The sequence below is a fragment of the Aeromonas sp. ANP5 genome, assembly GCF_963870295.1.
GTDB lineage: Bacteria > Pseudomonadota > Gammaproteobacteria > Enterobacterales > Aeromonadaceae > Aeromonas > Aeromonas veronii.
The window spans coordinates 1-11,140 of sequence record NZ_CAWMRY010000064.1 but is presented as its reverse complement, the minus strand read 5'-3'; the positions used below and the strand labels follow the sequence as shown (position 1 = coordinate 11,140).

The 11,140-nt window shown below is 58.5% G+C and carries 12 protein-coding genes; 7 read left to right on the top strand and 5 right to left on the bottom strand.

All coding sequences use genetic code 11. From position 1 onward, the window contains the following. Positions 1 to 90: 90 nt before the first annotated feature. The gene (locus AACT07_RS21850; RefSeq protein WP_069530025.1) at positions 91 to 660 is read right to left on the bottom strand and encodes a hypothetical protein; all 570 of its coding nucleotides are present in this window, start codon (positions 658 to 660) and stop codon (positions 91 to 93) included. A gap of 904 nt (positions 661 to 1,564) precedes the next feature. On the opposite strand from AACT07_RS21850, the gene rlmB reads away from it, so the two are divergent. Genes rlmB through AACT07_RS21835 form a run of 3 tightly spaced genes read left to right on the top strand, consistent with a single transcriptional unit; the run spans position 1,565 to position 3,401 of the window. After that, positions 1,565 to 2,314, top strand: coding sequence for a 23S rRNA (guanosine(2251)-2'-O)-methyltransferase RlmB (gene rlmB / locus AACT07_RS21845; protein WP_069530024.1), 750 nt, complete (start codon positions 1,565 to 1,567; stop codon positions 2,312 to 2,314). A 2-nt stretch (positions 2,315 to 2,316) separates the two neighbouring features. After that, positions 2,317 to 2,889: a Crp/Fnr family transcriptional regulator gene (locus AACT07_RS21840; protein ID WP_069530023.1), complete on the top strand. Its 573-nt coding sequence runs from the start codon at positions 2,317 to 2,319 to the stop codon at positions 2,887 to 2,889. A 56-nt stretch (positions 2,890 to 2,945) separates the two neighbouring features. After that, positions 2,946 to 3,401 (top strand): GNAT family N-acetyltransferase, encoded by a 456-nt coding sequence (locus tag AACT07_RS21835; protein ID WP_069530022.1) that lies wholly within the window; start codon positions 2,946 to 2,948, stop codon positions 3,399 to 3,401. A gap of 72 nt (positions 3,402 to 3,473) precedes the next feature. Here the strand turns inward: AACT07_RS21835 and srmB are convergent, their stop codons facing one another. Next, positions 3,474 to 4,697: an ATP-dependent RNA helicase SrmB gene (gene srmB / locus AACT07_RS21830; protein WP_069530021.1), complete on the bottom strand. Its 1,224-nt coding sequence runs from the start codon at positions 4,695 to 4,697 to the stop codon at positions 3,474 to 3,476. Positions 4,698 to 4,816: 119 nt separating this feature from the next. Between srmB and AACT07_RS21825 the strand changes: the two genes are divergently transcribed. The 3 genes from AACT07_RS21825 to brnQ (AACT07_RS21815) all read left to right on the top strand — a co-directional run bounded on the left by AACT07_RS21825 (position 4,817) and on the right by brnQ (AACT07_RS21815) (position 8,752). Next, entirely contained in the window at positions 4,817 to 5,527 is a 711-nt protein-coding gene (locus AACT07_RS21825) for a tRNA1(Val) (adenine(37)-N6)-methyltransferase (RefSeq protein ID WP_069530020.1), read from the top strand. 191 nt (positions 5,528 to 5,718) lie between these two features. Beyond that, positions 5,719 to 7,023, top strand: coding sequence for a branched-chain amino acid transport system II carrier protein (brnQ, locus tag AACT07_RS21820; RefSeq protein ID WP_005335813.1), 1,305 nt, complete (start codon positions 5,719 to 5,721; stop codon positions 7,021 to 7,023). A 451-nt stretch (positions 7,024 to 7,474) separates the two neighbouring features. Then, on the top strand, positions 7,475 to 8,752 hold the full coding sequence (gene brnQ, locus AACT07_RS21815; protein ID WP_069530019.1) for a branched-chain amino acid transport system II carrier protein: 1,278 nt from the start codon (positions 7,475 to 7,477) through the stop codon (positions 8,750 to 8,752). A gap of 73 nt (positions 8,753 to 8,825) precedes the next feature. On the opposite strand, the gene AACT07_RS21810 is transcribed toward brnQ (AACT07_RS21815), so the two are convergent. The 3 genes from AACT07_RS21810 to zur are packed head-to-tail and all read right to left on the bottom strand — an operon-like array spanning position 8,826 to position 9,970. Further along, the gene (locus tag AACT07_RS21810) at positions 8,826 to 9,056 is read right to left on the bottom strand and encodes a hypothetical protein (protein WP_069530018.1); all 231 of its coding nucleotides are present in this window, start codon (positions 9,054 to 9,056) and stop codon (positions 8,826 to 8,828) included. A gap of 4 nt (positions 9,057 to 9,060) precedes the next feature. Further along, on the bottom strand, positions 9,061 to 9,522 hold the full coding sequence (locus AACT07_RS21805; RefSeq protein WP_005343179.1) for a chemotaxis protein CheX: 462 nt from the start codon (positions 9,520 to 9,522) through the stop codon (positions 9,061 to 9,063). Beyond that, positions 9,512 to 9,970, bottom strand: a complete 459-nt coding sequence (gene zur / locus AACT07_RS21800; protein ID WP_005335805.1) for a zinc uptake transcriptional repressor Zur — start codon at positions 9,968 to 9,970, stop codon at positions 9,512 to 9,514. The genes AACT07_RS21805 and zur overlap by 11 nt, the downstream gene beginning before the upstream one ends. Before the next feature lie 137 nt (positions 9,971 to 10,107). Between zur and dusA the strand changes: the two genes are divergently transcribed. Next, entirely contained in the window at positions 10,108 to 11,094 is a 987-nt protein-coding gene (dusA, locus tag AACT07_RS21795; RefSeq protein ID WP_069530017.1) for a tRNA dihydrouridine(20/20a) synthase DusA, read from the top strand. The last annotated feature ends 46 nt before the right edge of the window (positions 11,095 to 11,140 follow it).

Sequence of the window (11,140 nt, the reverse complement as noted above, 5' to 3'; positions counted from 1 at the left end):
TTTAGTTGACCACTACACGCCGAACGAAGCGAGGGAAGGCCGAGCCCGCAGGGCGAGGACCGTCGGCTGGAGCGCGTTGTTGGGCTACACTTATTTACTCTGTGGCAACGATTTCAGAGCTGAGGGCAGCGGATACTGCGTCCACTCCATCAAAGTCTTCTCCGTCGTTGGGCCATTGGTTTGTAACCACTTACCAATGGTTTGAGCTGCACCGTCGCCATATGCACGACGCGAATAAACGACGATTAGGCCCCTGCCGTTGACCAGCATTACGCGCGCAAAAGCTGCCTCCATAACACCAGGAACACCGAGAATTACAACGATCAAGTGCTCCGCGGGCTGCTTTTTGGTGCGTGGCTTTGAATCTGTCCGAAGAATCTTCCCCGATCGTTGATAGTTGCCAAGGACAGTGTTGGCCAGGTTCGCGAGTTGATCGCCATCCGTAACGTTGGGGTGCGTGATAAGGGTAACCATCTCTTCCCATTTGGTGAGATCGGCTTGCTCCTCAGGCGTGAACTCGTTTTGGTTGTCTTTTGACCAGCGATGCACGAATGAACGATCGCCGAGAGAGACAGCTTGGGGCTGAGCATCCGCTCCGGTAACCGTGAACGCAGCACTGCATAGAACAGCCGCAAGAAAAGCATGAAACACCTTGACCATGAGTTCTCCTGAGAGAGAGATTGTTGGTGCAGCCCAACAGCGATTAGATAGACGGCGGTACTGAACCGTTAGCAGAGCATTCCATATAACTCCGTAACATTTTGATCGCCGCAAAGTAAAAATCATCATTAAATCATAATATTACCAGACTCACCTCTGGCGCCCGTGGGGGGGGGGCTATTGGCGCCATTTTTGCGCCGTCATTACGACCATATAAAAAACAGTACGTGGGTTGCTTATGGACGGCACGGCCAAGCCACGGCGGCGTGAGCCGCTCAGAAATCTACATAAGGCCGTCACCATGTTCAGTGATCGCGCCACTCGTGCTACTCGCTTATGCATTCCATCCGGCAAGGCTACCGCCCCTGAGTGTCAGCCCCCAGCCTGCTGCTTTTTACCTGCGCGGTTTCGCTGGCCTGGCTCATGGGTGACTCCGACGAGGCTGTTGCCAAACGGCTATATTAGCGAGCGATGCTGGAGAGGGAAGTGGGAGATGATGGCTTTCTGGGCAAGATCAATAAATTAGTCATCCTGAGCCGTGTTGAAGTCGAACATCAACAACGAAAGGGCTGATCTCCAAGGGCTGAAATTGGGACAGCTACCGTTTTGAGCGCCGCGCAGCGAGCCCACTTAGTCACTGCCGGGCAGGGTATTGTCCTCCTGCAATCAGCCGAGAGTAGGGTCAGATATGCCATTAAGGATGATGGCGCCGCCGGGTCAAGAGGCCTGTCATAGTTTCGGAGCTTGGCCGAGCAGCTTCCTCCTCCCTAGATGCCGGTCTCTCTGGTATGATGCGTCATCATTTAGCGACCGGTGACGAGACCTACATCATGGTGGTCAGGCTGCCGGTACGGCCATTTTTCTTCGGGACGCATTTATGCGATCCGACCTACGGATCTTGAACATGAGCACTGAACTGATCTACGGCATTCACGCTGTCACCGCGCTGCTGGAGCGCACTCCCGAGCGTTTCATCGAGGTATGGGCGCTGAAGGGGCGGGATGACGACCGGCTGCAACCCCTGCTGACCGAGCTGGAGTCCCTCGGCCTCAAGGTGCAGAGCGTGAACCGCAAGACCCTTGATGACAAAGCGGAAGGCAACAATCACCAGGGCATTATGGCCCGGGTGAAAGAGGCGCCGAAGCTGGCAGAGCACGATCTGGCTAGCCTGCTGGATGAGTTGGCGGCACAACAGAACCAGCCCTTCCTGCTGGTGCTGGATGGCGTGACCGACCCGCACAACCTCGGCGCCTGCCTGCGCAGCGCCGATGCTGCCGGGGCTCATGCGGTCATCGTGCCGCGGGACAAGGCCACGGGTCTCACCCCGATCGTGCGCAAGGTTGCCTGTGGCGCCGCTGAAGTGGTGCCGCTCATTCAGGTCACCAACCTGGCCCGCACCCTGCGCGAATTGCAGGAGCGCGGCGTCTGGATTGTCGGCACCGCTGGCGAGGCCGATCACGACCTCTATCAGGCCAAACTGACCGGCCCGATGGCGCTGGTGATGGGTGCCGAAGGTAAAGGTATGCGTCGCCTGACCCGCGAACATTGCGACGAGCTGGTGAGCATCCCGATGGCAGGGGCGGTATCCAGCCTCAACGTCTCGGTGGCAACCGGCGTCTGCCTGTTTGAAGCCGTGCGTCAGCGTCGCGGTTAATCATGCTGACCGACAGACCCCCCTTCGATTGGGCGCAGGTCGCAGATAAAGAGGAGGCCGCGCGCCTCCTCTCTTTTGCCCGCCCGCTGACCCTCAGCCCGAAAAGCTGCCTCTGGCACGCCGGCGACAGCCCGGCTCTGCTGGTCAGGGTAGAGCAGGGGCTGCTGCGGGCCAAGCTGGTGCTGGAGGATGGCCGCGAGTACATCAAGGAGTTCTACTGGGAGGGGGACGAGTTTCTCGACTTCCACCACCTGCTCAGTGGCGAGCCTGCCCGCTACAGTGTGGAGGCACTGGAGCCCTGCCGTCTGCAGCTGTTCAGTCTGGCCGACTTGCGCCAGTTGCCCGGCTGGCCGCGCTGGTACCAGCACCTGTTGGAGGTGCAGCTGCGCATCAAGGAGGAGAAGGAGCAGTTGCTGCTGACCGGCAGCCCGCAGGCGCGCTATCAGCACTTTCTCGACAGTTTTCCTGCACTCGATGCCAGAGTGCCGGATCACCAGATCGCCGCCTATCTCGGTATCACTCCCATTAGTCTGAGCCGCATTCGCAAACGGCTGAAAGAACTTAACAAAGGTTAATGCAGGGCGCTGGCGCCACGATTATGCTGGCAGGCCGAACTGATAAGGAGTTGCCGATGAACTGGATCCTGAAACCCTGGTCTGAACTGACCACTGACGAGTTGTATGAGTTGCTGGCGCTGCGGGCCGAGGTGTTCGTGGTGGAGCAGACCTGCCCCTTTCAGGATCTGGACGGGCTCGATCGCCGCGAAGGGGTCTGGCACCTGCTCGGCTATCAGGGCGATCTGTTGGCCGCCTATGCGCGGATCATGGCGCCCGGCATCGGCGACGAGAGCGGTTCTGCCATCGGTCGGGTGGTGACCTCACCCAAGGCGCGCGGCGGCGGTCTCGGTCACCAGCTGATCAGCGAGGCGGTCAAGGCGTGCGAGGCGCGCTGGCCGACCCACAGCATTTGGCTGGGGGCGCAGGCCCATCTGCAAGGCTTCTATGGCCAACACGGTTTTGTGGCGGAAGGGGAAGGCTATCTCGAAGATGATATCCCCCATATGGGGATGCGCAGAGTGGTGGCATAACCACTCGTCAGAGTGATCCAGAATGCAGAAGGGCCATCCCGCGGGATGGCCCTTCTCTTTATCGCCAGGCGATCACTTCTTCTTTTTCTTCTTGGCGGACTTCTTCTTGTCGACCGGCTTTTTCTTCTTCACCGGTACCCGCGCTTCCTTGTGTTTCGGGCGCAGCTCGTCGATCACCCGGCGCTTGAGGCGCTCCTCGGTGTAGCGCTCGATCTTGGCGACCATCGCCATGTCGTGGGCTTCCACCAGGCTGATGGCACAGCCACGGTTGCCAGCGCGGCCAGTACGGCCGATCCGGTGGACGTAGACATCGGCGCCGTAGGGCATGTCGTAGTTGATGACATGGCTGACGTTCGGCAGGTCGATGCCGCGTGCGGCGACGTCGGTGGCGATAAGGAAGGGCACTTCCCCTTCGTGGAACTTGCGGATCGACTCGATACGCTTGCTCTGCTCCATTTCGCCACGGATCCAGGCGCAGGAGATACCTGCAGCCTGCAGCTGGCCGGAGAGCTCCGCCAGACGCTCGCGAGTCTTGACGAAGATGATGGCTTTCTGGGTTTCCGGATCTTTCAGGATATGGGTCAGCAGCGCCAGCTTGTGGGGGGCGTCATCGGCCAGATGGATCCACTGGGTGATGGGGCGACGTTCGCTGCGGGGCGGCTCGGCGTGCAGCTCCACCGGATCCTTGAGGATCTCGTTGGCGAACTTCTCAAGGCCTGCCCCTTCCAGGGTGGCGGAGAAGAGCATGGTGTGCTTGCGGTAGCGCGCCTCTTCCACGATGCGGTTCACATCCTTGATAAAGCCCATGTCCAGCATGCGGTCCGCTTCATCCAGCACCAGCACTTCGATGTCGTGGCTCTCGAACTCCTCTTTCTCGATGTACTCGAGCAGACGGCCCGGGGTGGCGACCACGATGTCGGTGGTCTTGGTCAGAGCAGGCAACTGCTCTTCATGGCTGACGCCGCCAATGATGGTCTCGATGCTGAGGTTGGTGTGAGCCGCCAGCGCCTTGGCGTGGGCGGTCACCTGCAGCGCCAGCTCACGGGTCGGGGTCAGGATCAGCATGCGGCAGGGGCCCGGCTTGCGGCGCGGGAAGTCCAGCAGGTGCTGGAGTGCCGGCAGCAGGAAAGAGGCGGTCTTGCCGGTACCGGTCGGGGCGGATGCCAGAATATCGCGGCCGTCCAGGGCTGGCTCCAGCACCATCTGCTGGATGGTGGTGGGGCGGGTGAATCCCATCTCGGCCAAGGCCCGGTTGAGGGCTGGGTGCAGGTCGAAATCATCAAAGGACTGGCTCATGGCAATACTCGGTCATTAAGGAAACGGCAGATTATAGGCGATTATCTCGTCGGCTCCTATTGGTGAGTGTGTCTTAGCCGCTATAATCGCCCACCATTTTTGCAGATGACGGGGGCCAGATGGGACGTAGTCGCGGATTTACCTTCAAACAGTTCCATATCAATCACGATCGCTGCGCCATGAAGGTGGGCACCGATGGCATTTTGCTCGGTGCCTGGGCGCCGGTCGAACAGGCGCGTCGAGTGCTCGATATCGGCACCGGCAGCGGCCTGATCGCTCTGATGCTGGCCCAGCGCAGCAGATCTGACTGCCGTCTTGATGCGGTCGAGCTGGATATTAATGCGGCCAGTCAGGCGCGGGAGAATGCGGCTGCCTCTCCCTGGGCCGATCGGGTGACCGTCATAGAGAGTGCCATTCAGGATTATCAGGCTGACCCTTACGATCTTGTCGTCTCCAACCCTCCCTATTTCGTGGCAGGCCAGTCATTTAGCGATCCGGCGCGGGGATTGGCCCGCCATACCGGCGCCCTCGACAGCCACGCATTACTGGCGGCCTGCGATCGTTTGCTGAGCCCGAACGGGCAGGTAGCGCTGGTGCTGCCGACGGCGATGGCCGATGAAATTTTATGCATTTCGGCGAATTATGGTCTGCATGGCATTTGTTATACAGCTGTTATCACCAGAGAGGGTAAAGAGGCAAATCGTGTTTTATTGCTACTTGGCAGAGGATTAAACAGGTGTGAGAGGGGTGAGATTGTGATCCATTCTGCTGATGGGGCCTATTCCGACAGATATATCCAACTGACCAACCCCTTCTATTTGAAGATGTAAATTTCGTCTTGAACTATTTTTTCACGCCATTATGCTGGTTCCAGATCGAGCGCCCGCTCCAGACCAGCTAAAACCACTGGTTGCGATGAAAAAACATGCGGGGCTCTTTTTTTATACCCCCTGAACACACCCGGTCAGCGACCGATAAAAACTATAACAAGCAATAATTTACAAGACAGACGAGGTTGAACTTGACGAAATCACTCACATTGTCCGATGTACTCGGATTAGGGTTTATGACCTTCGCCTTCTACTTGGGCGCCGGTAACATCATTTTCCCGCCGTTGGCCGGTTACATGGCTGGTGAGCACCTCTCCCTGGCGATGTTTGGCTTTCTGGTCACTGCCGTGGGCCTGCCTCTGGTAACCATTCTGGCCGTGGCGAAAGCCGGTAACGGTTGGGCTGGCATGACCAAACTGCTGCCTGCCGGTGTCGCGACTGCGCTGGCCGTGGCCATCTATATCATCATCGGCCCGGCCTTTGCTGCGCCCCGTACTGGTCTGGTGGCCTACGAGATGGGCCTCAAGCCCTTTATCGGTGACATGGGGCAGGCGGGTCTGGCGGCCTATACCGTGATCTTCTTTGGTGTGGCCATTCTGGTCTCCATGAACCAGGGCAAGCTGATGGATGCCATCGGCAAATACCTGACTCCGGTACTGATGCTGCTGCTGCTGACTCTGGCGATCGGGGTATTTGTAGCACCGCAAGGCTCCATGCCTGATGCGTCCGGTGACTATCAGAACAGCCCCTTCGTGAAAGGGATCCTGGAAGGCTACAACACCATGGACACCCTGGCGTCCCTGATGTTTGGCGCCCTGATCGTCGATCTGCTGCGCCAGAAAGGCATCAACGATTACAAGAGCCAGTTCAAGTATCTGGCCATTGCCGGCCTCATCTCTGCCGTTGGTCTGAGCGTGGTGTACGTCTCCCTGTTCCAGCTGGGTAATACTGCAGCCGGTGTGGCGACTGATGTCAGCAATGGTGGCGCCATCGTCAACGCCTACGTACTGAGCCTGTTTGGTCAGCCGGGTCAGTTCATTCTGGCGGCCATCATCACTCTGGCGTGCTTTACCACTGCCGTCGGTCTGATCTCTGCCTGTTCCGATTTCTTCCACAATCTGACCGGCATGGCTTACAAGAAGCTGGTGGTGTTGCTGGGCGTTATCTGTGCCGTGGTGGCCAACGTGGGTCTGAGCCAGTTGATCAGCCTCTCCATTCCGGTGCTGGTTGCCATCTATCCGGTTGCCGTGGCGCTGGTACTGGTCACCTTCCTGAAAGGTTACTTCGGCCGTCCCCGTCTGGTGTTCCGTGGCGTGTTGATGGTTGCCTTCCTGTTCGGTTGCCTGGATGGTCTGGGTGCTGCCGGTATGAAGATGGATGCGTTTGCCTTCCTGCCGCTGTTCGACAAGGGCCTCGCCTGGCTGATGCCGACCCTGCTGGCATGCGTAGTTGGCGTGATGGTGCGTCCGACCGAGATGGCTGCCGAAGCTGCCTGATCACACCCGATGTGATATTGCCAAGAGCCTGCCCCGTGCAGGCTCTTTTGTTTTCTGTGAGCCTCGCTTCTCGCCTCGCTTTGCACTGCCGTAATTGTCACTGTACACAGATTGCATCTGAGCAGCCGTATTTTGCTGCTATAACCGGTTTCCCCCTTCTCACCTCCCATACGCCAGGTGTGACACCTGTTTATGGAGCGCTGAGTTGTTCGGCGATTAATTCCACAGCGGTAAATTGTTTCAAGATATTAATTGGTGATTGAGATCGAACTCCTCTTCTTTATGCTAAAGGTGGTGCGCCTCATCCGGTCCGCGGGCCGTGTGGGGGCGAGAGGTATTGTTACCGGTTATCTGCCAGGCAGTGGGTGCAATCAATAACAAGCTGATAAGGCAGATGAGGTTGAGTTTGACGAAATCATTGAAGTTGTCCGACGTATTCGGATTGGGGTTTATGACGTTTGCCTTCTATCTGGGGGCAGGCAATATCATTTTTCCGCCGCTGGCCGGTTTTATGGCCGGTGAGCATCTGCTGGCCGCCATGTGCGGCTTTTTGCTAACGGCAGTGGGTTTGCCGCTGATCACCCTGATTGCGGTGGCCAAGGGGAGTTCGGGGGGCAGCGCGAGTGGCTGGACCGGAATGACCCGCTATCTGCCTGCCGGGGCGGCGACGGCGTTGGCCATCGCCATCTATATCATCATGGGGCCCGCCTTTGCCATTCCCCGCACCGGTCTGGTCGCCTACGAGATGGGGCTCAAGCCCTGGCTCGGCGATGCCGGTCATGAGGGACTGCTGATCTACACCCTGAGTTTCTTTGCGCTGGTGATCCTGGTGGCGCTCGATCGGGGCAAGCTGCTCGATGCTGTCGGCAAGTATCTGACCCCAGCCCTGATGGCGATGCTGCTTATTCTGGCGGTAGGGGTCTTTATGACGCCGCAGGGCACCATGCCTGATGCCAGCGGTGAGTACATAGATGCAGCCCTGACCAAAGGAATGCTGGAGGGGTACAACACCATGGATACCCTGGCCTCCCTGATGTTTGGTGCCCTGATCATCGGGTTGCTGCGCCAGAAGGGGATCGAGGATTATCGCAGCCAGTTCAAATATCTGACCATTGCGGGCTTGATCTCGGCGGTCGGGTTGTCGGCGGTGTATGTCTCGCTCTTTCAGCTGGGCAACAGCGCCGGTGGGGTGGCGAGCGATATCAGTAATGGCGGCGCCATCGTCAATGCCTACGTCCTGAGCCTGTTTGGCCAACCGGGTCAGTTTATTCTGGCTGCCATCATCACCCTGGCCTGTTTTACCAGTGCGGTCGGCCTGCTCTGTGCCGGTGCCGATTATTTCCAAGGTTTGACTGGCTGGGCCTATCGCAACTGGGTCATGCTGCTGGGGGCGCTCTGTGCAGTGGTGGCCAATGTGGGGCTGAGTGAGCTGATCGGCCTCTCGATTCCGGTGCTGGTGGCCATCTATCCGGTTGCCATCGCGCTGGTGCTGGTGACCTTCCTCAAGGGATGGTTTGCCCAGCCACGGCTGGCGTTTCGCGGCGTGCTGACGGTCGCCTTTCTGTTTGGTTGCCTCGATGGGCTGGGGGCTGCCGGGATGGCGATGGACGGCTTTGCCTTCCTGCCGCTGTTCGACAAGGGGCTTGCCTGGCTGCTGCCGACTCTGCTGGCCTGCATCGTCGGCATCCTGGTGCGACCAAGCGGGAAGTTGGCGGCCGAAGCGACTTGATTCAGGAACAACGAGATAGCAAAGAGGCCAGCATCAGCTGGCCTCTTCTGTTTCTGCCGGATCCGTTACCGGATCAGATTTGCGGGCCTTTCGGCTTGGGTTTGCCCTCCAGACCATACCAGTGGGTTTCTACCCGTCCGGCATGCCACTCGAAGGTGCCCCAGGGCTGCTTGGCTTCCCAGCGCGGGAAGTTGATGAGCACCCGGTTATCTTCGTACTTGTAGAGGGAGGTGTTGATCTGAATGTCCGACAGGATCAACAGCAGGGCCCAGCAGATGAAAATCCATTTCAATGCTTTCCACATAGGGTTACTCGAAGCAGATTTCGATGGTAGCGCGACCGAAATCCGATTCGAACGGCATCATGATCTTGGTGCCATCGGCACGGTGGGTGATGGTGTGGTTGGGGCCGGAGACGATGATGGGGGTCGCCATGTCAAACTCGTAGCCCTTCTCGCCCAGCATCCGCTTGGCACCGCCGGTCACCATGTTGGTGATTTCACCGACCATGTCGGTCACCTCTTCGTTGATGGAGGCGGGAGCTTCCCCCAACATGCGGCGCATGATCTCCAGCGCCAACCCCTTCTCGAAGCTGATGGAGAGGGAGCCACGGGTCTGCGGGCCGACCATGCCGATCAGGCCGGAGACGTCACCGCGTGCCAGCTCATCCATCTTGCGTTTCGGTTTGCCCGGTTTGAGTTCCAGCTGTGCCATGGTCGAGAGCACATTGAGCAGGGATAGCAGGAACGGATTTACAAAATCAGCCTTCATGATGACTTCCTACAGTGGGCGTACAACGGGCACATTGGCCATGTGCCTCTATCGTCTTATTGGTAATAGTAAAACCATGCAAGTGGGCCTGCTCGGAAAACGCGCTATCGATCGCCGTATCGTGAAGCTCGACCACATCCCCGCACTCGTCGCAGATCAACAACTGCATCGGGTGAGCGTGATCGAAGTGGCAGCAGAAGATAAACGCGTTGAGAGATTCCACCTTGTGAGCAAAGCCCTGTTCGAGCAAAAAATCGAGTGCCCGATAGACGGTTGGCGGCTTGGCATTGGCTTCGGTTTGTTGCAGCTGGGCCAACAAATCATAGGCGCTGATGGCGTTGCCGTGTGCCGCCAGCAGGCGAAATACCTGACGCCGGGTCGGGGTGAAGCGGATCCCTCGCTGTATACAGAGTCGCTCGGCTCGTTGTAAAAGTTGGTCTTGATTCATGATCGCGCAGATACCCTTTCTATTAGCCGGATACTATCACAGGGCCTCGCATGGCGCGGCGACAAAATTCATTTTCTGGGGCTGCTTCACGTTGTGATAAAATCCGCCCCTTTCTTTAGCCAACCCGGATGATTTTTATGCAGGCGCAGCGTTTTTCCATCGCCCCCATGCTGGACTGGACTGATCGGCATTGCCGTTACTTTCATCGGCTGATGAGCCGCCAGACCTTACTCTATACCGAAATGGTGACCACCGGCGCCATCATCCACGGTAAGGGGGATTATCTGGGTTACAGCGAGCAGGAGCACCCCATCTCCCTGCAGCTGGGTGGCAGCAATCCGGCCGATCTGGCGCGCTGTGCCAAGCTGGCCGAGGAGCGCGGCTATGACGAGGTGAACATCAACGTCGGCTGCCCCTCCGATCGGGTGCAGAATGGCCGCTTTGGTGCCTGCCTGATGGGGGAACCGGCGCTGGTGGCAGACTGCGTCAAGGCGATGCGCGATGTGGTCAATATTCCGGTGACGGTGAAGACCCGTATCGGTATCGACGATCAGGACTCCTACGAATTTCTGCAGGCCTTCATCGAACAGGTGCGCGATGCCGGTTGCGATACCTTCATCGTCCATGCCCGCAAGGCTTGGCTGAGCGGCCTGAGCCCCAAGGAGAACCGCGAGATCCCGCCCCTCGATTACCCTCGCGTCTATCGGGTCAAGCAGGATTACCCGGAGCTGACCATCGCTCTCAACGGCGGTGTCACCTCCATGGAGCAGACCCTTGAGCACCTGCAACACGTCGATGGCGTCATGATGGGGCGCGAAGCCTATCAGAATCCCTACATTCTGGCGCAGGTGGATAATCTGGTGTTCGGCCAGAACAACGCCGTGCCGAGCCGCCATGAGGTGGTACGGATGATGCTGCCCTATATCGAGCAGGAGCTGGCCAAGGGCAACTACCTCTCCCACATGACCCGCCATATGCTGGGGCTGTTCCAGAACATGCAGGGGGCTCGCGCCTGGCGCCGTCACCTGAGTGAGAACGCCTGCAAGCCGGGGGCGGATATTCAGGTGGTGCTGGATGCCATGGCCAAGGTGCCGGAGTTTGCCAGCAGCGAGACGGCCGAATAAGCCAGCTGTGCCAAGACAAGAGCAACAAAAAGCGCGTCAGTTGACG

What these genes read in the sequence shown, in the direction of transcription:
- AACT07_RS21850 (WP_069530025.1), bottom strand. Translation starts at nt 660, where the DNA reads ATGGTCAAGGTGTTTCATGCTTTTCTTGCGGCTGTTCTATGCAGTGCT.
- rlmB (WP_069530024.1), top strand. Translation starts at nt 1,565, where the DNA reads ATGAGCACTGAACTGATCTACGGCATTCACGCTGTCACCGCGCTGCTG.
- AACT07_RS21840 (WP_069530023.1), top strand. Translation starts at nt 2,317, where the DNA reads ATGCTGACCGACAGACCCCCCTTCGATTGGGCGCAGGTCGCAGATAAA.
- AACT07_RS21835 (WP_069530022.1), top strand. Translation starts at nt 2,946, where the DNA reads ATGAACTGGATCCTGAAACCCTGGTCTGAACTGACCACTGACGAGTTG.
- srmB (WP_069530021.1), bottom strand. Translation starts at nt 4,697, where the DNA reads ATGAGCCAGTCCTTTGATGATTTCGACCTGCACCCAGCCCTCAACCGG.
- AACT07_RS21825 (WP_069530020.1), top strand. Translation starts at nt 4,817, where the DNA reads ATGGGACGTAGTCGCGGATTTACCTTCAAACAGTTCCATATCAATCAC.
- brnQ (WP_069530019.1), top strand. Translation starts at nt 7,475, where the DNA reads ATGACGTTTGCCTTCTATCTGGGGGCAGGCAATATCATTTTTCCGCCG.
- AACT07_RS21810 (WP_069530018.1), bottom strand. Translation starts at nt 9,056, where the DNA reads ATGTGGAAAGCATTGAAATGGATTTTCATCTGCTGGGCCCTGCTGTTG.
- AACT07_RS21805 (WP_005343179.1), bottom strand. Translation starts at nt 9,522, where the DNA reads ATGAAGGCTGATTTTGTAAATCCGTTCCTGCTATCCCTGCTCAATGTG.
- zur (WP_005335805.1), bottom strand. Translation starts at nt 9,970, where the DNA reads ATGAATCAAGACCAACTTTTACAACGAGCCGAGCGACTCTGTATACAG.
- dusA (WP_069530017.1), top strand. Translation starts at nt 10,108, where the DNA reads ATGCAGGCGCAGCGTTTTTCCATCGCCCCCATGCTGGACTGGACTGAT.